The following is a 22,867-nucleotide window of genomic DNA, read 5'->3' as shown; positions in this document are numbered from 1 at the left end:
TAAAAAGACATTGGTAAATAATTACTAGAGTATCTACTATTAATGTAGGTAAAAAGTGGTTTTCTTATCCTAAAGGCTATAAAAATGGTATAGTATATTTGAAGCATATTCTATAATTTTATTCAGCAGAATTCCCTACTTTTATAATTGGTAGGATAAATAAAACAAGGGTTTATTATTTAGCTAGGTCAATCCCTTGCTGAATAAAGTAAAAGCCTCCGGCGGAGACATGTGATTTTCAAAGGAAACTTTTTGAGCATAGGATCAAAGACTAGGAACGCCACGTCCTGATGTCTTCGTCTTTGTGACCCACATCGTGTGGGCCTAAAAAATATGGGCGCAAATACGCCAAGGCGTATTGATTGAATAGAAGGCAGGAGAGAGGATACGAATGAAAACAGAAATACAGCTACAAAAAACATCCCTCATAGCTGATCTTAGATCTCTTTTTAAGGCAGGAGTTTTATTAGCAAATGTTCTACCTGTGTTTTCAGGATTTTGGTTAGCGATTTACTTTACGGGTGCATCATTTCAGGAAAATTTGGGATTGTTTCTATACACAATGATTGGAAGCACACTTGTCATGGCGGGGGCTCTAATCATTAACAATTGGTACGATGTTGACATCGATACAGTCATGGATCGAACCAAAAAACGACCAACTGTAACAGGCCATTTTTCATTGAAATTTGTGTTGGCCTTAGGGATTATCTGTACAGTTTTAGGATTCTTTTTCCTATTTTTCACCACATATGAAGCCGTCTTTTTTACATTTGTAGGTTGGTTTACGTATGTCGTGTTATACACTATGTGGTCAAAGCGCAGATTTACGATAAATACCGTGATTGGAAGTGTATCAGGTGCCGTTTCGCCACTAATGGGATGGGCAGCTGTTGCGCCTGTCCATCATACTGTCCCCATCGTGCTCTTTTTGATATTATTTGTGTTCCAAATGCCGCATACGTATGCGATAGCGATGAGAAAGTATGACGAATATAAGGCCGCGAATGTTGCGATGCTCCCAGTTGTTCGTGGTTTTGAGGTAACGAAGAAACATTTTCTGTTCTGGGTTATCTGTCTGTTCCCAATGCCATTCTTTTTAAGTGACCTTGGATTGGTTTTTGTTGTTCTTGCGACATTGTTAAACATCGGATGGATCATCTTGAGTATTAAAGGTTTTTCAGTCAAGGATGACATGAAATGGGCTCGCTGGAATTTCCTATATTCCGTGAATTATATATTACTAATCTTCCTATTAATGGTCATTGTCACATTGCCAAATTATTTTGGATAGGAAATCGACAGATCCTCGCTACATTTTTAGATGTAGCGGGGGTTTTTGTTTTCAAAACAGTTAGGGGGAGCACGAGACTCCTAGGAAAAGGGAGGTGCTACTTCAGAGAATGTATTGACTCCCACTGTTCTCCTAATTAACGGAACTAGCGCACCACCAATCTCCTAGAAAAAGGAAAGTGCATGCCTGCAAATCAGTTTATTGCACCACAACCTCCTAATAATAGGAAAGTGTATACCCTCGGGACTGTTGAGAGAACCATCAGCCTCCTAATAAAAGGAAGGTTCGTACCCTCGGGACTGTCGAGAGAACCACCACCCTCCTAATAAAAGGAAATAAAGTACCCTCGGGACTATCTAGATAGCCACCACCCTCCTAATAAAAGGAAAACAAACACCCTCAAAACGGTCTAGCGCACCACCAACCTCCAAAACACTTTATGATTCCCTCATTTATTCTAAAAACATCTAAATACACATTCAATTAAACATGATTACCTTCCATACAACTAAATCTTCAAGCCTAAAATTAAAGCCTTCTGTCACAAATTCAGACCTTCAATCGTCTTGGTTATAAATCAAACAGTGGGAGTGGGTATAATGTACTTTGAAGAAAAAACTTGGGATTGTGTCATAATCGGTGGTGGGGTCGCTGGCCTAACTGCCTCGATCTACTTGGCGCGTGCTGGAAAGTCTGTGCTCGTTTTAGAAAAATCCAAAACACTAGGTGGGAGAGGACGAACAACGAATAAAATGGATTCTTATTTAAATCTTGGGCCACACGCGCTTTACTCAAAAGGAAAATCGATGGAAATTCTACGTGAATTGGGCATCGAAATAGACGGGGGCATTGTGCCGACAAAAGGAAAGATTGTTCACAAGAACAAAATCTATGATATTCCAGCAACACCCAATGGCCTAATAACAAGCCCATTATTAAATTGGAGAGCCAAAAAAGAGCTGTTCTCTTTTTTCATTAAATATAAGAAAATAGATACAAATAGGATTAAAAACATACCATTACGTAAGTGGCTCCAGCATAATATAAAAGATGAAGTAGCCAAGCAACTCATTTTAATGTTATCCCGTCTCTCTACGTATTCGAACGAACCTGATTTGCTAAGTGCAGGTGCAGCGCTAAACCAGCTTCAATTAGGAAATGCGATCTACTTAAATAATGGCTGGCAAAGTATGATAGATGTCTTGGAAAAAATGGCAACCCAGTTAGGAGTCCATTTTCGGACCAGCAAAAATATTAAAAGGATAAATGGCTCATTTCCACAAATCACAGTGCATACAAATGAAGATACCATTTGGGCTCGTAATGTACTGTCAACATCAAGTCCCCATGAAATAGCAAAAATGTTATCAGAACATGAAAACGCTCCAAAAATAAAAGAATGTATTCCAGTAAGGGTAGCCTGTATGGACCTTATTTTATCAAGATTGCCTAACCCGAAAATTGATTTTGCGATGGGGTTGGAGGAGCCATTTTATTACTCAAATCATTCCAAAATAGCGAAACTAAGCAAGCTAGATTACCAAGTTGTCCATGTGATGAAATATGTAGATGCGAATGTGGATACAGAAAGAGAACTAGAGTCATTTTTGGAAAAAGTCCAACCAGGCTGGGAGGAGTTTGTAGTCTATAAACGATATCTTCCTAGAATGACCGTATCAAACGGTTTAGTTGTAGCTAAAAACGAAAGACCGTCTCCATCAGTTGAACAAATACCTGGATTATATCTTGCAGGAGACTGGGTAGGAGATGGAATGCTTGTAGATGCTTCGTTTCAAAGTGCTAAAAGAGCTGCTCTATTAATCCTTGAAAACACACTATAAAAGGTGGTTGTCAAAAAATGTTGGATGAACAGTTTTACCAGGAATATAAGTCTCTCTTGTTTTCGATTGCCTATCGAATGACTGGGACGATTACGGAGGCCGAGGATATTATCCATGATGTTCTAATCGATTTTGAGAAGTCTAATAATGACCAAGTCGAAAATAGAAAAGCCTATCTTTGTAAAATGGTCACAAATCGCTCCATTGATTTTTTGAAATCAGCTCGAAGGCAAAGAGAGGTATATATAGGTCCATGGCTACCAGAACCATTAATCATCCATGATGTTGATCCGATGCATACTGTCTTAATGCAAGATAATATTTCGTATGCTCTCCTATCCTTGATGGAACAACTCAGCCCTGTTGAACGAGCTGTTTTTGTCTTAAGAGAAGCGTTTGGATATGAATATGTTGAAATTGCATCATTTATTGAAAAGGAGGCAGCGAACTGCAGGAAGATATTTAGTAGAGCAAGGAAAAAGCTAGATTATAAGGATGAGACAAACGATTCACAGGTGAATCAGACGGAATTGCAGCATTTGGTTCAATCTTTTCTCCTTGCCGCAACAACAGGAAATATTGAGGGATTACTTAGCATTCTTTCGAATGATGCTGTCCTCTACTCAGATGGAGGAGGTAAGGCGAAGGCTGCATTAGTACCAATAAAAACGAGAGAACGTGTTTCTCAATTTATTTTTGGGCTCATTCGAAAGTTTGGACAGGATGACAAAATTGAAGTTGATTTAGTCATCGTCAATGGACAGATAGGGATTTTGATAAAAAGAAATCAGAAACCAGAAAATGTGGTATGCTTTGAAATAGAAAAAAAGGAAATCAAACATATCTTTTTAATTCGCAATCCTGAAAAGCTAACATATGCCATAAATGGGTATCAATTTTAACTGTAGCAAACATCGTTGTAAGGAGACTACCAATGGATGATAAGTATTTCGATGCACTTTTACATGTGAAAACAAGTGGAGGACAAAAGGGATTTAGTTCATCCATTCATTATCATCGCTATGAGCCAACACCGTATGAAGGGCTAGCTGCTCTGTTTGATCATTATCAATTGAAGAAAACGGATCGGGTCGTTGATATTGGATGTGGGAAGGGCCGTCTGCTTTTTTATATTCATCATTTATTTGCTGCAACTGTCGTAGGTGTTGAGATTGATAAAAGTTTGTATCATGATGCAGTTTATAACCGAGACCGTTATGTAAAAAGGGCGGGTATCCGCAAAGAGGAAATTGATATTCACCATTGTGCCGCACAAGATTATGAAATCAATCCATTCGATAATAGGTTTTACTTTTTTAATCCTTTTTCAATCCAGGTTTTTAAGCATACGATTGCCAATATTCTTCGTTCATACGAGAAGGATCCGCGAGAAATAGAGGTTATTCTATATTATGGTTCAACGGATTACACCTATTTTTTGGAGAATAACACTCCATTTCAAATGAAAAAAGAGATTATCATTCCAAAGTTGATTAAAAAAAGCACATACGAGAGATTTATTGTTTATCAGCTACTATAGGCAGCTTCCAATGGATGGGGGCTGTCTTTTTTATGTGGAAATTGATGTCCAGCTTCAGACGCCATCGGCTCTCTGGTCTAAGCCAATCGCTTTTGAAGGCAAAAAGCGCCTTCTGTCAGCGCTTATTTTATGCATGTCGCCGATAAACGGGCGCCTTGCACTTTAATAAGTATGTTCACCAATTTGTCATTTTTGATTTTGAGCTAACGATATAAAGAGGATAAAGTATCTGAAATCCAGTAATGAAGCGGGTTTGGTCATATTTAGAGGGGGTTTGAATGGACGGGGAAATGCCTATTTTCTCGTCCTTTTTTTATTAGGTGTATCAAAAATTACACTTTATGTGTGATTCAGTTCACAACATTGAGAACGGTTCCTAATTATGATGTAAGTAAGAAGAACATAAGGAGGTTGAGTTGGATGGGAGCTTCAAAAGTTAACCGAAACAAAAAAACAGACGGGGAATTTCAAGGACCATTTGTAGGAACTTGGATTTCAGTCGGTGTTGTTGGAGCAGTCATTCTTTTTACGTATATAGTACTCTACGGCCTATTCATGGCTAGATTCTAGGAGGGGATAAAAATGAAAATGCATCTTGATGAAAAAATATGGCTGACAATTAGTTTCGGTATGATTATGGGTTTCATGCTTCTAACTGGTTACCAAACATTCGCATTAGAAATGGGACCACCAAGTAATATGGAAACGATTGATCCTCAGAAGGTTGACGAAACAGCTCCATTTGATAAGCCAGGTGTATATCAAATCGGCGAAAACGAATATGAAGTTGTTATGACATTAGAAATTTTTAGCTTTAATCCAGGCAAGATTGAAGTACCTGCTGGTTCAAAAGTTCACTTTATCATGACATCTAAAGACGTTGTCCACGGATTCCAAGTTGCCGGTACAAACTTAAACGCAATGGTAATGCCGGGACATATTCAAAAAATCACTCAAACCTTTGATGAGCCAGGTGAGTATTTAGTTCTTTGTAACGAATATTGTGGTGCGGGTCACCAATTAATGGCTACAACTATCACAGTGAAATAAAGGAGGGGAGACCATTGGCAACAGTATTAAATAATTCAGATTTGACCTTTAAAGAAAAAGCAAACAGGGTTTTAGGTGTAAATCCAGAAGATGCAAAAATCTCGAAATCCTATTTATCAGTAGCATTTATCGCATTATTATTAGGTGGACTTTTAGGATTAGTACAAGGATTAAACCGTGCAGGTCTTCTAGAATTACCAAGCTGGCTTAATTATTATCAAGTATTAACAGCTCACGGTTTATTATTAGTAGTTGTAATGTCAGCATTCTTTATGATTGGTTATTTCTACGCTGGTCTTTCACACGATTTAGGTGGATTACTACCTAAGGTAAGAAAATTAGCATGGACTGGTTTCTGGACTAAGATTGTTGGTATCGTACTTGTTGTAATTCCAGTCTTAATGAACGAAGCATCTGTTATGTACACATTCTATCCACCAATGGCTGCACACCCAGTATTCTACATCGGGTTAGCACTAGTGGTCGTTGGTATTTGGCTCTTATCAACTGGAGCATTTATTCAAGTAGCAAACTGGAGAAAGAACCATAAAGGACAGCATCTTCCAATTCTTTCATTCTTTGCTACAGGAGCTTTCATTCTATTAGTTGGAGCAACGGCATTTGTTGCAGTTGAAGTACTATTCTTGATTCTACCATGGTCATTAGGTTGGGTAGACACGATTAACGTAATGGTTTCCCGTACACTATTCTGGGCATTCGGACACACAGCAGTTAACATCTGGTATTTAACAGCCGTCTCTGCATGGTATGTAATCATACCAAAAATAATTGGTGGCAGACGCTTTAGTGACACACTTACTCGTGTTGTTGTTATCGCATTAGTGATCATGAACATCACAGGTGGATTCCACCACCAAATTATTGACCCGGGAATTGGTTTATCAGTTAAATTCCTACACGTATTTATGAGTTTGGCGATTGGTTTCCCATCTTTGATGACAGCTTACGCGATGTTTGTAGTATTTGAGCGTACTGGAAGAAAGAAAGGTGGAAAAGGAGCACTAGGTTGGCTTAAAAAGCTACCATGGGGTGACGTTCGCTTCCTTTCTCCATTTATCGCAATGGCTGCTTTTGCCCCAGCAGGAGCAGGTGGTATTGTACAAAGCACAAACCAACTTAACCAAGTAGTTCATAACACAATGTGGGTCGTAGGGCACTTCCATTTAACACTAGGTATGTCAGTAGTAATGACATTCTTCGGAATTAGTTACTGGTTAATACCACGTCTTTCAGGTCGTGTAATGACAAAAGCAATGAATAAAATTGGTATTATTCAAACCATCATTTGGACAATTGGTATGCTTCTAATGTCTAGTTCAATGCACTGGGTTGGTCTATACGGTTCACCACGTAGAACATCATTCACAGAATATTTTGGTAGCGCACAAGCTGCAGGCTGGGAGCCATTTATGATGGTGGTTGGTATCGGAGCAACATTATTATTAGTTGCAGTAATCATCCAAGTATATGCAGCATTTAACATGATGTTCTTTGCACCAAAAGGCGAAACAGAATTCCCAATTGCTGAAGTAGAAGAAGGTGCTTCAAAAACTCCACTATGGACAGAGCGTTGGGGACTATGGGTAGTGCTAATGGTTCTCGTAATCGCAATGGCATATGTATTACCATTAACCGATATGATTGTAAATGCACCTCCAGGATCACCACCATTTAAGACTTGGTAATCCCGAGGTAGAGTACCTAAATAGAAAGAGATAGCGAAGGAAACTGCTATCTCTTTCTATAATTAACGGTAAAAAAAGAAATAGGATGTGGTCTTCGTGATTAAAAAGAATCGCACGACATTCGCTTGCATGTTAATTTTAATATTTGGATGTGTGCTGTTTTATACGGGAACCGATGGATTTCAAGCATTTACTGCTGAAACAGCAAGAGTTAACCAACTAATAGAGGAAAAACCAGCATTTCCAGATGTAACATTCGAAGATAGTGAGGGACGAACATATCCTATTTCTGAGTTTGAAGATAAGTATGTATTTATCACATTTATTTACACATCGTGTACTACTGTTTGTCTACAATTGGAAATGAATATGGCACAGGTTTATGAGCAGATTCCACGAGAGTACATGGGTAAAGATATCGTCTTTTTAAGCATAAGCTTTGACCCAACAAGGGATGACCCAGCAGTACTTAGTAAATACCGTACCTATTTTGGAGCCGATGGGGAAACATGGAGAATGGCGAGGATATCAAATGAAACTGAATTAAAAAGCGTTCTCGATGAATTTGGTGTAATCGTTATACCAGATGGAAGAGGAAACTTTGCACATAACTCAGCCTTTTATTTAGTGGATCCAAATGGTTCATTGGTTGATGTCATGGATTATCAGGAAATTGATGAAGCGGCTACCAAGGTTAATAGGATGTTAGAAAATAAGAAGGGGGAATAGGCTATGAAACAATTTTTAATTGGACTAGGACTATTATTCGTATTAGCACTACCCCCAGTTGCTAATCTTCTCGAATCCATTATGATCATCCATATGCATATGCAAATGCCTGCAATCGTTATTTCCGGGTTTTTCATGGGAAAGCTGTTTCAAGAGAAGTTCCCGCAGTTTTTTGAAAAATGGAATCAAAACGGAATACCCGGAATTCTGTTATTCATTGTGATTTTGGTGTATTGGACAATCCCGAAAACAATGGACGAGACATTAACCATTACAAGTATGGAAGTGTGGAAATTTTTAAGTCTATCTTTCTTAGCGGGTGTTCCGTTACGTGACAGCTGGAAGAAATTAAGTGATCGTGTAAAAAACATTGTGTTCATTTTTTTTACAGTGAAGTATTTAGGGATGGGTGTATTATATATCAATATTAATAATCAATTATGTAATAATTACCTCGTAATCGATCAAATCACTCTGGGCTGGGGGTTTATTACAACAGCGATTTGTATATTAATCTATCTGGTTTATACGAATTTTACAGATCAATCAATTTATAAGGAATCTTAGAGAAAGAAGCTGCTGATGTGGCTTCTTTTTTGTGGATTGAAACTTATTGGCAGGGAAGACGTAAATATGGTATATCACAAAGACTATAGGTTCTATCCAAAATCGTAGGACATGTATAATGTAAACAATACATACCCATTGAAAAGGAGAAACCCATTATGAAAAAGCTATTCAAATTTATTAAGGATACTATATTCCACGATAATACCGATTATACGATTGTAACTTTAGAAAATCTTGAAAAAATGATGGAACAAAATGAGTTTGATCCAAGTGTGACAAAAGAACTATTAACGATCTTCCAAGAAAGAATCAATAAGGGTGGAGAGGAACAGTTCCAAAGATGGTTAGGGAAACTACAATTCATGGTCCCGGAAGAATTTAAAGATGAGCAAATCGCAACTGAATTTTATCGAAAGCACTCTTCATGGATTGAACAGGAAATTAGAGAGATGGAAGAAGATACGGAAATACCATGGGAGGATCTATCAGAGGATCTATACGAACTGAATGTAGAGGCGCGTAAAGCACAAATGGTTCTTAGAGACCGTATATCAGAATTGTTTTTCGATTTGCAAGATTCTATTTGACAACCTTAATAATAGGGTTCAGAATAATAACATTATTATTAAAGAGGGTGGAAATGTTGGGAAAAAGGTTTGAGACAAAATTAATACATAGTGTAAAAAAAGATAAGCTACCAATTCGAAGCAAAGTTACACCTATTTATCAAACATCCGCTTTTACTTTTGATAACCTTGAAGATTTAGAGGGTTATTTCCAAGGAGAAGGAAATTATTTATATTCGCGTACGGGAAATCCAAATCCCGATGAGCTTGGTCAAATGGTAGCAGCCATCGAAGGTGCACCTGCAGGTATTGCGACTTCTTCAGGACTATCTGCGATTTTAGCGGGAATCCTTTCTGTGGTTAAGAGTGGGGACCATATTGTCGCAGCAGAAGATGTGTATGGTGGAAGCTTCCATCTTTTATATGAAGAGCTTCAACAGCTTGGAATTGAAACAACCTTTGTTTCTTTTGCTGACCTTAAGCAAGTGGAAAATGCGATTCAGCCAAATACAAAATTACTCTATACTGAGTCTATAACGAACCCACTTTTAAGAGTTGAAAATATACAAGCAGTTGTAGAACTCGCAAAACGCAATGATTTGATCACTGTGATAGACAATACATTTGCGACTCCATACCATTGCAATCCATACGAACTTGGTGTAGAACTAGTCGTTCATAGCGCTACTAAATATATTGGTGGACATAGTGATGTAACTGCTGGAGTTGTTGTGGGAAGAGAGGACCTTGTTGCAAAAGCGCGTGCAAAGGTTGTTAATCTTGGTACAAATGTGAGCCCTTTTGAAGCCTGGTTAACGACTCGAGGATTAAAAACACTAGCAGTTCGGATGCAAGTGCAATCCTCAAATGCACGTAAGCTTGCAGATGCTTTACGTAACAACCCGAATATTACGAGAGTGTATTATCCATTTGAAGAAGAAGCTACAGGATTTGGGGCAATGGTATCCGTAGAGCTTGCAAAAACCGTTGATGTTAGCCAATTTTTCAGATCCCTCGGCTGGGTAAAGCTTGTTCCAACTCTAGCTGGGATAGAAACTACTGTATCACATCCGTTAAAGACCTCACACCGTGCACTTCCACCGGAAGCACAGGAAGCATTGGGGATTACAAACGAACTCGTGCGAATCTCGGTCGGGATCGAACACTACGAGGACATCATTTCTGTGTTTGAACAAGCAATTGAAAACTCCTTAAAATAAATCAATTAAAATGAGTATCCACATTAAGTGGGTACTCATTTTTTAAACAAACGATTGATTAATGTAGGAGTCGGTTGGGGGAGTTAGGCTGGAAATTCAAACAAACGATTGATTGAACTGATTATGTGTTGAGGCTGTAAGATTAAAATTCAAACAAACATTTGATTGAATCGAATTTGGACAAAAATAAAGAAGGATGCCCTAGCTCCTTCTTCTATTAAAAAATATGAATTTTTACTACATTAAACTAGCGAGGTCCTTAGCAGTATACTTTCCCTCTATACCCGGTTTGTTTCTTAGATACTGATAGATATCATCCTTCGAATAATACTCCCTAAGCCCCGTAATTATCGTCTCCAAATACTCGTAGGAAGGTTTATTAAACTTGATATCATTCATATTCCAAGGGGCCGTAAATGTATAAATTGGATGGCCACCATCGTCGCGAAGATACAGGATTCTTCCATACCAAGCCCTTTCACGGAAAATCATAGACCCAGTTTCTTTCACCTGCTCTAAATCAATATCAAACTGGATCCCACTATTCTCCTGTTGCAGTACATCAAGAAATTGTTCAGATGTGATCGAATACTTTTTACTGTAGGTTACAGCTGTATCATTTTTGATTCCGTTAATAAAAGCAACACCCTTTGAATCCCATCTTCCTGCTTCTTTCGCAAAATACAATGGGTAAGGAATAGTAAATATTCCTTCGTCGATTGGGGATGAAGGGTCCTTACACCCAACCTCAGTTTCATTAGAACCCTTTGGTCTACCACCCTTTACGTAACAAAGAAATCGATCCGTGTTGATGTTCGAGCCGTAGCTTGCATACCATACATATTGTTTCACCTATAAACACCTGCCTTTGTATTATCATACATGGTATTAACCAATTTACTTTTCAAATTCTCCTTATACTCTAACTTAGATTGTATCTTCGACTTATTTCTACTCATTTCCCGAGCAATAAATGTATATAGGTGTGGGAATATGTTGGTCATTGTAGAATTGTAAATGATTAAATATAAACTAAGGCTGCATGGGACCAGGAGAACCGTCCCTATGGTTCTTGTTTGGTTTTTTAATTCCATATTTTTTTAAGCGATATTGGAGGTTTTGGCGACTCATCCCAAGTACTTCGGCAGATTTTGTAATATTGAAGTTAAACTGTTGTAGTATTTGTTTTAAGTATAGGGTTTCGGCTTCCTCCATGTATTTGTCCAAAGGTTGAACATCTGTTAGTTGTATGCTTAGTTGGCTTTCAGTTTTTGTAGCTTCTGGTTTAGAATTTGTCTTTTTTCGAAAATGCATAGGGAGGTGATTGTAGGAAATGGTATCCTCATATGTAATGACATTCAGTGCTCCCTCAATGATATGCTCTAACTCCCGAACATTTCCCGGCCAGTCATATTGCATTAGAATTTGTAAAACCTGATCATTAATCCTTGTTACATTCATCCCAAACAGATGATTATACTTTTCTACAAATGTGTACGCAAGCTCTCGGATGTCTTCCTTACGGTTCCGTAATGGAGGGATAAAAAGCGTTACAACACTTAGTCTGTAATATAAGTCCTTGCGAAGTCGTCCTTCTGATATGGCATCAATGGGGTCCTCATTCATCGTTGCAAGGATCCGTACGTCTACTTTTTTATCCTTCGTGTCACCAACTCGTCGGAGTGTTTTTTCTTGGATGATACGTAGAAGCTTTGCTTGTAATGCTGGATTCAATGAGTTTATTTCATCTAAAAGTAAAGTGCCACCCTCTGCTTGCTCAAATAAGCCGGGGCGGTCAATTGCACCAGTAAAAGCTCCTTTTTTTGTACCAAACAGGATTCCTTCGATTAGATTATCTGGCAAAGCTGCGCAATTTTGAGATATAAATGGAGCAGAAGACCTGCTGCTTCCATTGTGAATGCTTTGGGCAAAAAGCTCTTTTCCAGTACCGGTATCCCCAATGATGAGAACAGATGAGCTTGTCCGGGTTGCTCGCTTGCTAGCCTCAACTACTTCTGAAATAGTAGTACTGCGCCCTATGATGCTGTCAAATGTATAATGTGTATCACTTTTTCGGTTCATATTCTCACGAAGGAGTTTCTCTAGTTTTGTCACATCGCGCGCAATTTCCATCGCCCCAATTCGCTTTCGTCCATACATAATTGGAATTGTGTTATTAATGGTTGTGATTTCCTGCCCACGATTATTGTAATATGTCTGTTTTGCATTTTTTATTGGTTCACCATTTTTAATGGCTTGAAGCAACGTACTATCCTCATTTTTATGAAACGAAAATACATCAACAAGCCTTTTGTTTAGAACGTCATTTTGATTCATTCCTTCAATTTGAGCCATTTTTTGATTGTAGATAATGGTTGTGCCATCTACGTCTACAACATGTATGCCAACGTCAACTTCATTTACCAATTGTTCAGTCGCTTTGTTTTTTAATAACTCAATCTGTTTCATATGATCGCCACCTTTTCTTATTTCTATTATAAAGGTGCATACAATTTTTGCATATTCAAATCAATTAATGAAAAAATTTTTTGCGAAAAAAGAGATTAAAATCATTAGATGCAAATAATTTTTTCGTTTTGTGTGGTTCGAATGAAATTTCATTACGATAAAAATTTCTTTTTCATTCTATTATAAAGATGTAAAGCCTTATTGAAATGCACTTTTAAGGAGAAAGGTAATATAAAAGTTGATTCTTCAAGATGTTTGGCATGAATCTTGCATAAGATAATAGGCATGATGCACTTCTTTATTAAAATTCCTAATTGGAACAGGAGGATGAAATAGATGACTCAAACTAAAACGGACTCAAGAACGATCATTGAACAAACAGAAAAATTCGGTGCAAATAACTACCACCCATTACCGATTGTGATTTCAAAAGCTGAAGGTGTATGGGTTGAAGATCCAGAAGGCAACAAATACATGGATATGTTAAGTGCTTATTCAGCAGTTAACCAGGGACACCGTCATCCTAAAATTATCCAAGCCTTAAAGGATCAGGCGGACCGTGTAACATTAACATCACGCGCATTTCATAACGATCAGTTAGGGCCATGGTATGAATTAATTTGTAAAATAACAAATAAAGAGATGGCTCTTCCGATGAATACTGGCGCAGAAGCTGTTGAAACAGCGATTAAGGCAGCACGTAGATGGGCTTATGATGTAAAAGGAGTTCAGGATAATCAGGCAGAAATTATCGCTTGTATTGGAAACTTCCATGGTCGAACAATGACTGCGGTATCGTTATCATCTGAAGACGAGTATAAGCGTGGGTTTGGTCCAATGCTACCGGGAATTAAGCTTATTCCATATGGTGATATTGAGGCGTTAAAGAATGCAATCACCGAAAATACAGCTGCATTTCTGATTGAACCGATTCAAGGAGAGGCTGGGATAATGATTCCACCAGAAGGTTTCCTAAAGCAAGCCTATGAGACATGTAAACAAAATAATGTTCTTTTTATTGCGGACGAAATTCAAGCTGGACTTTGCCGTTCAGGAAAGATGTTCGCGTGTGAATGGGATGAAGTAGAGCCTGATATGTATATATTAGGTAAGGCGCTGGGTGGAGGAGTTTTTCCAATATCCTGTGTAGTCGCAAATAAAGATGTGTTAGGTGTGTTTAATCCAGGTTCACATGGCTCTACATTTGGTGGAAATCCAATGGCTTGCGCTGTATCCATTGCTTCAATGAATGTATTAATTGAGGAAAATCTCGCCCAACGTTCTCTTGAACTTGGTGACTATTTTCTAGACCGATTAAAAGAGATAAAAAATCCAAAGATCAAGGAGGTTCGAGGTCGCGGTTTATTTATCGGAGTTGAACTAACAGAAGCTGCTCGTTCATATTGTGAGGCTTTAAAGCAAGAAGGATTGCTTTGTAAAGAAACCCATGATACGGTCATCCGATTTGCTCCACCTTTAATCGTAACAAAAGAGGAACTAGATTGGGCAATCGAACGAATTGAGAGGGTTTTAGGATAAATTAAAAAAGGATCAAGACGCATTGTTTTGATCCTTTTTTATTTTCTTAAGGCATTTCGTCCTCTTTTACTCGGTTTTTAAAGGCTTCATGTGAGACAATGCCTTCCATTTGTTCAGTTTGTCGACTATGGTCTTTTTCCTCACTGATGCTGTTGTTTGGAAAGTTGCCAGGATGTCCTTTTTCTTTATGGTTAAAGCTTTTTCCACGACCCATATCCAATTCTCCTTTCAGATTCATTCCTCCGTAGTTTTTGCATTCGTGTGTTTTGTATGTATTTTGTTTCAGAAAGTAGTGCTTAACTACCTTTATAAATTCTTCATCGATGTTATGAAGACCTAAGAGCGATCTGGTATTTGAGTAAAATGTCATCATCAGTGTTATGAAGACCTAAGTGCGTTCAGGTACTAGGGTAAAAGGTCTTCATCGGTTTTATGAAGACCTAAACGCGGTCTAGTTTTTGAGCAAAATGTCATCATTGGTTTTATGAAGACCTAAACGCGGTCTAGGTTTTGAGCAAAATGTCATCATCGGTGTTATGAAGACCTAAACGCGGTCCAGGTTTTGAGCAAAAGGTCTTCATCGATGTTATGAAGACCAAAGTGCGTATAGAGATTTGAGTAAAAGGGTCTTCATCAAGTGTACGAAGGGTTATTTGTGCGAGATTTTGCTTGAAAAAAACCCGGCATCAGGGTTAAAATCATACAGGTTCTTATCTGATTTAGGGTACAATAGTACTTAAGTTTTTTGGAAGGAGCTTAAAAAATGAACGAAAAAGACGCACAGTTTTACATATCAAATCTCGGGCTCGAGTCACATCCAGAAGGTGGGTTTTATAAGCAAACTTTTGCTTCAGATGAGATGATTGATACGGAGCAAGATAAACAAAGAAAATTGTATACAAGTATATATTTTCTACTGAGATCTGAGGATATATCCCATTTACATCGATTACAATCAGACGAACTCTGGTATTACCACGGTGGTAGTCCGTTAACTGTCCACATCATTGACGAATCTGGAGAATACAAAGAAATGCAGCTTGGGCTAAATCTTGACAAAGGAGAGGTTCCACAAGTTCTTGTACCTAAAAATTCAATATTCGGGTCTTCGGTTAAAAAAGAAAATACCTTTTCACTTGTAGGATGTATGGTTTCGCCAGGCTTTGAATTTGAGGATTTTGAATTATTTACTCAGGATGAACTACTAAAGGAATTTCCACAGCATGAAGAGGTTATTCGCAAGCTAGCGCTGGAGAAAATAGACTAATATAGTGAAAGTGGATTTTTTACATATATAACAGTTAAAAAATTGACTACCTGAACCGGTTTAATCAAACGTTTGATTGAAATTTCAAGTGCCTGATGCTGTTGGGTTAGTTCGCTAAACAAACGTTTGTTTGAAATGAAAATTGCAAAATGAAACAGATTAATTTGAATTATATTTCAATAATATTAAAGGACGCCTTCTTAATGCCTATAGGAAGGCGTTTTTCAATGGTTTAAAGCTTTTATCATGCAACGTAGATTCTTGAGAAGAATGCCGAACATATCTTACATTATATATATATAGATTGAATTTTCTAAATAAATGGAGGGGTTCGGATGAAAAGAAGAACGGCAGAGCCATATAAAATCAAGGCAGTAGAACCATTAGCGATGCTAACGTATGAGGAAAGAAAAGAAGCATTGGAGCGAGCTGGCTACAACACCTTTTTAATTGATTCACAAGATGTCTATATTGACCTCCTAACAGATAGCGGGACAAGTGCAATGAGCGACCGCCAATGGGGAGCCTTAATGGTTGGAGATGAAGCTTATGCGGGGAGTAAAAGCTGGAAAAGGCTTGAGCAAGCAGTAAGGGAGATTTATGGGTATAAATATGTTTTGCCAACACACCAAGGGCGAGGAGCGGAAAATATTTTATCCCAGCTAAAAATAAATCCAGGTGATGTCGTTCCTGGAAATATGTATTTTACAACAACCCGTGCCCATCAGGAGCTGAATGGAGCGAGATTTGTTGATATCATTATTGATGAAGCACATGACTCAACGACGGAGCATCCTTTTAAAGGGAATGTAGATCTATCTAAATTGCAGGCACTTATTCAGGAAGCCGGTGCAGAGCGGATTCCATATGTATGCGTTGCGGTGACAGTTAATATGGCGGGTGGACAGCCGGTTAGTATGGAGAACATGAGAGAGGTTTATAACCTCTGTAAAAGTCATGGGATTGATGTCATGTTCGATGCCACACGCTGTGTAGAGAATGCTTATTTTATTAGGGAACGAGAAGCGGGTTATGAAAATCATCGGATCAAGGATATTTTAAAAGAGATGCTTTCCTATTCAGATGGCTGTACAATGAGCGGAAAAAAAGATTGTTTAGTGAATATTGGTGGATTCCTTGCGATGAATGATGAGGAGCTTTACGCAAGATCAAGAGAATTGGTGGTTGTATATGAGGGGATGCCGTCCTATGGAGGGATGGCAGGGCGTGATATGGAAGCAATGGCACAAGGAATTTATGAATCTATTGATGACCATTACATCCAACATCGTATCCAGCAGGTCCGTTATCTTGGGCAACAGTTGATTGAAGCAGGAATTCCTGTTGTTCAACCAATTGGGGGGCATGCTGTTTATTTGGATGCAAGAAAATTTTTATCACATTTAAAGCAGGAGGAGTTTCCTGCACAAGCATTGGCAGCAGCGCTTTATTTAGATTCTGGTGTTAGGGCAATGGAAAGAGGAATTGTTTCAGCAGGCAGAAATAAGGAAACAGGCGAGCATAACAAACCAAAACTAGAGCTAGTTCGATTAACAATCCCAAGAAGAGTGTATACGAATAATCATATGGATGTCGTAGCCGATTCGGTGATGGCCCTCTATGAAAAAAGAGACCAGATCAGTGGTTTACGTATGGATTATGAGCCTCCAACTCTACGCTTCTTTAATGCAAGGTTTTCACCACTATCAGGTGATTCAGAGTTGATTTCAGAAGAATAGAATGAAAGCCAGCCTTGTTTCAGAACGGGCTGGCTACTTTTTACTTACCTTTTACGAGAAAAGGACGGTCATTTTCCCAATGAACATGAACCGGAAGATTGAAGAAGTTTGAAAGAATTTCACTAGTAATGATTTGATTGGTTTGTCCTGTAGCAAATACATCACCATTTTTTAAAAGCAATGTTTTTGTAAACACCGGAAGAATTTCTTCCACATGATGGGTGACATAAATAATCGTTGGAGAATCACCGTTACTGGCGAGCCTTTCAATGGAATCTAATAATTGTTCTCTTGCGATAAAATCTAATCCATTTGTAGGTTCGTCCAAAATCAAAATTGACGGATCTGTCATTAATGCACGTGCAATTAACACTCGTTGTTTTTCACCCTGAGACAGAGTTGCATAATCTCTGTTTGCATAACCGATACACCCAAGCTCCTCGAGTAATCGTATTGCTCTTTCCCGCATTTCATCTGTTGGTGTTTCATACAAGCCGATGGAGGCAAATGCTCCACTTAAGACCACTTCAAACGCGTTATCAGTTGGGTAGAATTTTTGCTGTAAAGAGGAGGATACAAAGCCAATATTCTTTCGAAGCTCCTCACCGAGATACACTTTTCCAAATTTAAATCCAAGAACGGAAGCATCGCCACTTGTAGGGAAATGATAGGCATTGATTAAGTCCAATAATGCTGTTTTTCCGGAACCATTCAGCCCGTATAGTACCCAATGCTCCCCTTGTTCAACTTTCCAATTAATATTCCTTAGAATAAGTGTATTGTCACGCTGAAATGTAACATTCACCAAATCCAAAACCACTGTAATCAATCCCTTCTTGTTTTAAATTAATAGTATCAAAAAATTTAGATAAGGGTGTACAAAGAAAATTAGTAGGTTCACATAATAAATTCGACTAATTAAGGAAAGGTACGGAGTCAATAAATAATCCCTTTACATAATCTTTACAGAGGATTTACAATGCTTGTTTATAATTTTAATTATATAGGTAAAAAGACATGGAGTTTGGGGGTTCTGCACTTGGGAAAAAAGTTGCGTAAAGTGAAAATGCTAGATAAAGAGAATAATGGCAGAATACGGTTCGTACAGAGATTTTTACAAAGAGTTAATCTGAGTACCCGATTATTTATCCTGTTTGTTTCTTTACTCGTGATATCTGTTGTGGCGGTTGGAACAACCTCCTACATAAAGGCAAAAGAAATGACAATTGAAACAATTGAAAATCGATTAGTACGTGAAGCAGAGTTAATGGGATTTATTGCAGAAAGTTTAAGTTTTGTTTATGTAGGTCAAGACGATTATTTTATGCAACAGTTAGACAGTAATGTTCGAATGCAGCAAAAGAAGCTTGAAGGAGATGGGATACAGGCAGAGTTTTTCTATATTCAACAATCCGAAGTAGTTCCCTTCAAGGTGAGTAAAGATGCAATTCCAGCTATTTCAGAAAAAACAATCACTGACCTAGTTGATCGCAAAAATGGTGTCATTCATGAGAGGATTAATGGCGAAGATTACACGATCTCGTTCCTTAATATTAAGGAGATAGGTGGAATTTATGGAATCCTCATCCCGACGAAATCCTATACGGGTCCAATCGACCAAATGGCTTATTTTACATTACTTGTGATTGCTGTCAGTATCATTGTGATGACGATCGTGATTATCCTATTAGTGCGAACAATTGTTAAGCCATTAAGTGCATTAAGGAATACGATGAAAGAAGTAAGGGAAGGGAATCTCAAGCACTCGGTGGATATACGTACAACTATTCCAGAAATTACTTCATTACATAAGAGCTATAATGCGATGATTGACCAAATGAGAAGTATGCTAAATGAATTGAAGACTTCAACGAAAGAATTGGAAACAACAGGTGATGAATTAAATGTTTCATCTACGGATGCGCTTGAATCTAGCCATCAATTAATCTCGGCGATTGATACGGTAAGACAAGGTGCGGAGCATACTGCAAGTAGCTCTGAAGAGAGTGTCCATGGTTTTAAGACGATGTCAAATCGAATAGAGGATATTATGACAAACATGGAAACTGTCATTGGAAGCTCAAAGAATATGAATCTTTCGGCTGGACGCGGTGAAAAAAACATGGGACAGTTGATTTCAACAATTCAATCATTTGAAGGTGACTTCAATCGTCTCACAAAAACCATTCGAGAAGTTAAAGACTATTCACTTGAGATTACATCACTTGTTGAACTAGTAACGGAAATCGCGAAACAAACAAAACTATTAGCCTTAAATGCAACCATTGAAGCAGCACGTGCGGGTGAAGCAGGAAAAGGATTTGCTGTCGTAGCACAAGAGGTTCAGAAGCTTGCCGAGCAGTCAACGAAAGCAACTGATGAAATTACAGATGCAATAACAAAAATGGAATCTATTACTTTACTCGCTTCAAAGGAATTTGACCAAATGCTGATCCAAATTAATTCCAATCTCCAATTAGCGAATGATTCAAAAATCTCGATTAATGAGTTGATGCAAGGGATTTACGAGGTAAGTGGAAACATTGAAGTTATGCAGGAAGAACTAACTGGACTCGAAAGCATTGTACCAGAACTACAGCAATCTGTTACTCAATTCTCATCTGTGTCACAGGAGACATTAGCGAGCGCTGAAGAAATGCTAGCCTTTAGTGAGAATCAAATTCAACAAATGGAAAATACCAACGGGGTAGGAAAAAGACTGCATAACCTGTCCAAATCTCTTTTAGAAATCACTCAACGTTTTAATGTTAAATAAGAAGGGAAGCTTCAGGCCATTCGACATAGTCACTTGTTGGATGGCCTTTTGTGCCAGTTGAACTTTTTGGGGTATAATTTGAAATAAAGAATACTCAATAGGGAGAGTTCGGATTATGGTCTATGACAAGGTTCGTTGGGGGATTATTGGTTGTGGAAATGTGACAGAAGTGAAGAGTGGCCCAGCATTTCAGAAAATCGCGAATTCCGAGTTGGTAGCGGTGATGCGAAGAACTGGTGAATTAGCGAAAGATTATGCCAAAAGACATCATGTACCGAAATGGTATGATAACGCGGACGAGCTAATCCAAGATTCAGAGGTGGACGCCATCTATATCGCAACACCACCGGGATCCCATAAGGATTATACACTCAAGGCTGCACAGGCGGGGAAACCCGTATATGTTGAAAAGCCAATGGCTCGAAATTATGAGGAATGTTTAGAAATGAATAAGGCTTGTAAAGAGGCAAATGTTCCATTATATGTTGCATACTATCGAAGAGCACAACAAAGATTTTTGAAAATAAAAGAGTTACTCGAAAATGGGGAAGTAGGGGAAATACGATTTGTGTCAACTACACAATACCGCAAAGCGAAAGAAGACCCTACCAATCTTCCATGGCGGGTTCAGCCAGAGCTTTCTGGTGGTGGATTGTTTTTCGATTTAGCGAGCCATACACTTGATATTTTAGATTTCTTGCTAGGGCCAATTAAGGAAGTTCGTGGTTTTGCTTCAAATCATGGCGGGCTTTACGAAGCAGAAGATATTGTAACGGGTACCTATTTATTTGAATCTGGAATCCATGGTTTTGGCAATTGGTGTTTTACCTCGTTTCAAAATGAAGACGTCAATGAAATCGTAGGTAGCAAAGGGAAGATTACGTTCTCTACTTTCGGAAATGAGCCAATCGTGTTGACAACTAAGAACGGAACAGAAGAGTGGAGCTTTGAACGCCCACAGCATGTTCACCAACCGCTTGTGGAAACCATTGTAGCTGAATTGACGGGCAAAAGCGGGGTTTGCCCTAGCAATGGAGAATCTGGTGCCCGTACAAATTGGGTAATGGACGAAATGGTAAAAGGCTATTATGCAAATAAATAAAACTTGCGAAAGGCACCAGAGTAAGCTTCGCCTTTTGTTTTCCCAAAATTTCTCTACTGAATTTTAAATATTGTATAAATTGCTTACACCATTTATCACAAGATTGTGATAAAATAGTTGATATTATTATCAGAATAATATAAGATTTCGATTATTAATATTTTTTTTAGATGTATATTAAATGAAAGCTGGGATTAACATGACGACAGATTTTAAACTTGACATCACCCTTACAACTCAGAAGAAGGAAATGCCACCATTTGATCAATTGGTGTTTGGAACAAGCTTCACTGACCATATGTTTATGTGGGATTATACGGAAGGCAAGGGTTGGCACGATGCTCGTATTGTTCCATATCAATCAATTCCTTTAGATCCTGCAGCAACGGTGTTTCATTATGGTCAATCCGTATTTGAAGGATTAAAAGCCTATCGTACAAAAGACGAGGAAATTTTGTTATTCCGACCGGATCAAAACATGAAACGATTCAATAAATCGAACCAGCGTTTAGTCATGCCGCAGTTTGATGAGGAATTTGCACTTCATGCTTTGAAGAAGCTAATTGAAATCGATAGGGACTGGGTTCCAAACCTTCCAGGTACTTCATTATATATTCGACCATTTATGATTGCTACGGAAGCACATCTCGGCGTCGATCCGGCAAAAAACTATAAACTTATGATTATCTTATCCCCAGTGGGCTCTTATTATAAAGAAGGTATCAATCCTGTGAAAATTGCTGTAGAAAATAAATTTGTACGTGCTGTTGCAGGCGGAACAGGTGATGCAAAAACAGCAGGTAACTATGCTGCAAGTTTATTAGCATCAGAAATTGCAGGTGAAAATGGATATTCACAAGTATTATGGCTCGATGGTAGAGAGAGACAATATATTGAAGAAGTGGGCAGCATGAATATCTTCTTTAAAATCAATGGTGAGGTTATTACACCTGCATTAAACGGTAGTATTCTTGATGGTATCACTCGTAAGTCAATTATTGAACTCTTAAAATACTGGAACATACCTGTAACAGAACGGAAAATTTCTATACATGAAATCCAAGAGGCCTATAATGATGGTGTCCTTGAGGAAGTCTTTGGAACTGGTACAGCTGCTGTTATTTCACCAGTTGGAGAACTTTTCTATAATAATGAAAAAATGAACATAAACAATGGTGAAACAGGAGATTTATCGAAAAAACTATATGACACCATTACAAACATTCAAAACGGTACAAAAGAAGATGTTTTTGGATGGACTGTAAAACTATAAGAAAGAGAAGTAGAAGTGGTGCTTACCCTAGGTGGTAAGCACTATTTTTTTGCGTAAATGAAAAATTCGAGTCCAAAAACTTCACATGAAGCTCAAAATCGTCCACCACAAACAACGCGATCCCAATTTATAATGAATGAATATTGCACAATGCCCTAAGAAGATACTTTATGAAGACTCAACTGG

The 22,867-nt window shown here is 38.2% G+C and carries 21 protein-coding genes; 17 read left to right on the top strand and 4 right to left on the bottom strand.

All coding sequences use genetic code 11. The features are described from left to right. The first annotated feature begins 391 nt into the window (after window positions 1-391). From cyoE to V7097_RS03170, 11 genes are all read left to right on the top strand, one after another. The gene (cyoE, locus tag V7097_RS03220; protein ID WP_335702152.1) at window positions 392-1,294 is read left to right on the top strand and encodes a heme o synthase; all 903 of its coding nucleotides are present in this window, start codon (window positions 392-394) and stop codon (window positions 1,292-1,294) included. A gap of 599 nt (window positions 1,295-1,893) precedes the next feature. Next, window positions 1,894-3,135, top strand: a complete 1,242-nt coding sequence (locus V7097_RS03215) for a phytoene desaturase family protein (RefSeq protein WP_335702151.1) — start codon at window positions 1,894-1,896, stop codon at window positions 3,133-3,135. Between the two features lie 17 nt (window positions 3,136-3,152). Next, window positions 3,153-4,037: an RNA polymerase sigma-70 factor gene (locus tag V7097_RS03210; protein ID WP_335702150.1), complete on the top strand. Its 885-nt coding sequence runs from the start codon at window positions 3,153-3,155 to the stop codon at window positions 4,035-4,037. 32 nt (window positions 4,038-4,069) lie between these two features. Beyond that, window positions 4,070-4,675: an SAM-dependent methyltransferase gene (locus V7097_RS03205; RefSeq protein ID WP_335702149.1), complete on the top strand. Its 606-nt coding sequence runs from the start codon at window positions 4,070-4,072 to the stop codon at window positions 4,673-4,675. A 420-nt stretch (window positions 4,676-5,095) separates the two neighbouring features. Next, window positions 5,096-5,245 carry a cytochrome c oxidase subunit 2A gene (locus V7097_RS03200; RefSeq protein WP_335702148.1) on the top strand — a complete coding sequence of 50 codons (150 nt, stop codon included), beginning with the start codon at window positions 5,096-5,098 and terminating at the stop codon, window positions 5,243-5,245. Window positions 5,246-5,257: 12 nt separating this feature from the next. Beyond that, entirely contained in the window at window positions 5,258-5,725 is a 468-nt protein-coding gene (locus V7097_RS03195) for a cytochrome c oxidase subunit II (protein WP_335702147.1), read from the top strand. 14 nt (window positions 5,726-5,739) lie between these two features. Beyond that, on the top strand, window positions 5,740-7,431 hold the full coding sequence (locus V7097_RS03190; protein WP_335702146.1) for a cbb3-type cytochrome c oxidase subunit I: 1,692 nt from the start codon (window positions 5,740-5,742) through the stop codon (window positions 7,429-7,431). 96 nt (window positions 7,432-7,527) lie between these two features. Beyond that, on the top strand, window positions 7,528-8,160 hold the full coding sequence (locus tag V7097_RS03185) for an SCO family protein (protein WP_335702145.1): 633 nt from the start codon (window positions 7,528-7,530) through the stop codon (window positions 8,158-8,160). 3 nt (window positions 8,161-8,163) lie between these two features. Further along, window positions 8,164-8,727 carry a hypothetical protein gene (locus V7097_RS03180; protein WP_335702144.1) on the top strand — a complete coding sequence of 188 codons (564 nt, stop codon included), beginning with the start codon at window positions 8,164-8,166 and terminating at the stop codon, window positions 8,725-8,727. A 158-nt stretch (window positions 8,728-8,885) separates the two neighbouring features. Next, complete coding sequence (locus tag V7097_RS03175) at window positions 8,886-9,317, top strand: hypothetical protein (RefSeq protein ID WP_335702143.1); 432 nt, start codon at window positions 8,886-8,888, stop codon at window positions 9,315-9,317. Between the two features lie 53 nt (window positions 9,318-9,370). After that, window positions 9,371-10,516, top strand: coding sequence for a trans-sulfuration enzyme family protein (locus V7097_RS03170; RefSeq protein ID WP_335702142.1), 1,146 nt, complete (start codon window positions 9,371-9,373; stop codon window positions 10,514-10,516). Window positions 10,517-10,753: 237 nt separating this feature from the next. Here the strand turns inward: V7097_RS03170 and V7097_RS03165 are convergent, their stop codons facing one another. Together V7097_RS03165 and V7097_RS03160 are read right to left on the bottom strand one after the other, a co-directional pair. Continuing rightward, complete coding sequence (locus V7097_RS03165; protein ID WP_335702141.1) at window positions 10,754-11,368, bottom strand: hypothetical protein; 615 nt, start codon at window positions 11,366-11,368, stop codon at window positions 10,754-10,756. Between the two features lie 180 nt (window positions 11,369-11,548). Continuing rightward, window positions 11,549-12,985 carry a sigma-54 interaction domain-containing protein gene (locus V7097_RS03160; RefSeq protein WP_335702140.1) on the bottom strand — a complete coding sequence of 479 codons (1,437 nt, stop codon included), beginning with the start codon at window positions 12,983-12,985 and terminating at the stop codon, window positions 11,549-11,551. Window positions 12,986-13,321: 336 nt separating this feature from the next. Between V7097_RS03160 and V7097_RS03155 the strand changes: the two genes are divergently transcribed. Further along, window positions 13,322-14,524, top strand: coding sequence for an ornithine--oxo-acid transaminase (locus V7097_RS03155; protein WP_335702139.1), 1,203 nt, complete (start codon window positions 13,322-13,324; stop codon window positions 14,522-14,524). Between the two features lie 46 nt (window positions 14,525-14,570). Here V7097_RS03155 and V7097_RS03150 read toward each other — a convergent pair whose 3' ends face one another. Next, on the bottom strand, window positions 14,571-14,738 hold the full coding sequence (locus V7097_RS03150) for a hypothetical protein (protein ID WP_335702138.1): 168 nt from the start codon (window positions 14,736-14,738) through the stop codon (window positions 14,571-14,573). A gap of 549 nt (window positions 14,739-15,287) precedes the next feature. Here V7097_RS03150 and V7097_RS03145 point away from each other — a divergent pair. Together V7097_RS03145 and V7097_RS03140 are read left to right on the top strand one after the other, a co-directional pair. Next, window positions 15,288-15,791 carry a cupin domain-containing protein gene (locus V7097_RS03145; RefSeq protein WP_335702137.1) on the top strand — a complete coding sequence of 168 codons (504 nt, stop codon included), beginning with the start codon at window positions 15,288-15,290 and terminating at the stop codon, window positions 15,789-15,791. Window positions 15,792-16,126: 335 nt separating this feature from the next. Further along, on the top strand, window positions 16,127-17,530 hold the full coding sequence (locus V7097_RS03140) for a tyrosine phenol-lyase (RefSeq protein ID WP_335702136.1): 1,404 nt from the start codon (window positions 16,127-16,129) through the stop codon (window positions 17,528-17,530). Between the two features lie 40 nt (window positions 17,531-17,570). Here V7097_RS03140 and V7097_RS03135 read toward each other — a convergent pair whose 3' ends face one another. Then, window positions 17,571-18,350, bottom strand: coding sequence for an ABC transporter ATP-binding protein (locus V7097_RS03135; protein ID WP_335702135.1), 780 nt, complete (start codon window positions 18,348-18,350; stop codon window positions 17,571-17,573). 246 nt (window positions 18,351-18,596) lie between these two features. On the opposite strand from V7097_RS03135, the gene V7097_RS03130 reads away from it, so the two are divergent. From V7097_RS03130 to V7097_RS03120, 3 genes are all read left to right on the top strand, one after another. Further along, window positions 18,597-20,306 carry a methyl-accepting chemotaxis protein gene (locus tag V7097_RS03130; protein ID WP_438824189.1) on the top strand — a complete coding sequence of 570 codons (1,710 nt, stop codon included), beginning with the start codon at window positions 18,597-18,599 and terminating at the stop codon, window positions 20,304-20,306. 115 nt (window positions 20,307-20,421) lie between these two features. Beyond that, the gene (locus V7097_RS03125) at window positions 20,422-21,408 is read left to right on the top strand and encodes a Gfo/Idh/MocA family protein (protein ID WP_335702133.1); all 987 of its coding nucleotides are present in this window, start codon (window positions 20,422-20,424) and stop codon (window positions 21,406-21,408) included. Between the two features lie 181 nt (window positions 21,409-21,589). Next, a complete protein-coding gene (locus V7097_RS03120; protein WP_438824187.1) occupies window positions 21,590-22,681 on the top strand; it encodes a branched-chain amino acid aminotransferase in 1,092 nt (363 codons plus the stop codon). Window positions 22,682-22,867 lie beyond the last annotated feature (186 nt).

This window comes from Bacillus sp. JJ1562 (assembly GCF_036962705.1).
In the GTDB taxonomy this organism is placed as follows: Bacteria; Bacillota; Bacilli; order Bacillales; family Bacillaceae_L; genus Ferdinandcohnia.
Note: the sequence above shows the minus strand (reverse complement) of the source record. Positions and strands in the feature narration are given on the sequence as shown.

Bases quoted from the DNA above. Each gene is read 5' to 3' on its own strand.
- cyoE (WP_335702152.1), top strand. From the start codon at position 392: ATGAAAACAGAAATACAGCTACAAAAAACATCCCTCATAGCTGATCTT.
- V7097_RS03215 (WP_335702151.1), top strand. From the start codon at position 1,894: ATGTACTTTGAAGAAAAAACTTGGGATTGTGTCATAATCGGTGGTGGG.
- V7097_RS03210 (WP_335702150.1), top strand. From the start codon at position 3,153: ATGTTGGATGAACAGTTTTACCAGGAATATAAGTCTCTCTTGTTTTCG.
- V7097_RS03205 (WP_335702149.1), top strand. From the start codon at position 4,070: ATGGATGATAAGTATTTCGATGCACTTTTACATGTGAAAACAAGTGGA.
- V7097_RS03200 (WP_335702148.1), top strand. From the start codon at position 5,096: ATGGGAGCTTCAAAAGTTAACCGAAACAAAAAAACAGACGGGGAATTT.
- V7097_RS03195 (WP_335702147.1), top strand. From the start codon at position 5,258: ATGAAAATGCATCTTGATGAAAAAATATGGCTGACAATTAGTTTCGGT.
- V7097_RS03180 (WP_335702144.1), top strand. From the start codon at position 8,164: ATGAAACAATTTTTAATTGGACTAGGACTATTATTCGTATTAGCACTA.
- V7097_RS03175 (WP_335702143.1), top strand. From the start codon at position 8,886: ATGAAAAAGCTATTCAAATTTATTAAGGATACTATATTCCACGATAAT.
- V7097_RS03170 (WP_335702142.1), top strand. From the start codon at position 9,371: ATGTTGGGAAAAAGGTTTGAGACAAAATTAATACATAGTGTAAAAAAA.
- V7097_RS03160 (WP_335702140.1), bottom strand. From the start codon at position 12,985: ATGAAACAGATTGAGTTATTAAAAAACAAAGCGACTGAACAATTGGTA.
- V7097_RS03155 (WP_335702139.1), top strand. From the start codon at position 13,322: ATGACTCAAACTAAAACGGACTCAAGAACGATCATTGAACAAACAGAA.
- V7097_RS03150 (WP_335702138.1), bottom strand. From the start codon at position 14,738: ATGGGTCGTGGAAAAAGCTTTAACCATAAAGAAAAAGGACATCCTGGC.
- V7097_RS03145 (WP_335702137.1), top strand. From the start codon at position 15,288: ATGAACGAAAAAGACGCACAGTTTTACATATCAAATCTCGGGCTCGAG.
- V7097_RS03140 (WP_335702136.1), top strand. From the start codon at position 16,127: ATGAAAAGAAGAACGGCAGAGCCATATAAAATCAAGGCAGTAGAACCA.
- V7097_RS03130 (WP_438824189.1), top strand. From the start codon at position 18,597: ATGCTAGATAAAGAGAATAATGGCAGAATACGGTTCGTACAGAGATTT.
- V7097_RS03125 (WP_335702133.1), top strand. From the start codon at position 20,422: ATGGTCTATGACAAGGTTCGTTGGGGGATTATTGGTTGTGGAAATGTG.
- V7097_RS03120 (WP_438824187.1), top strand. From the start codon at position 21,590: ATGAAAGCTGGGATTAACATGACGACAGATTTTAAACTTGACATCACC.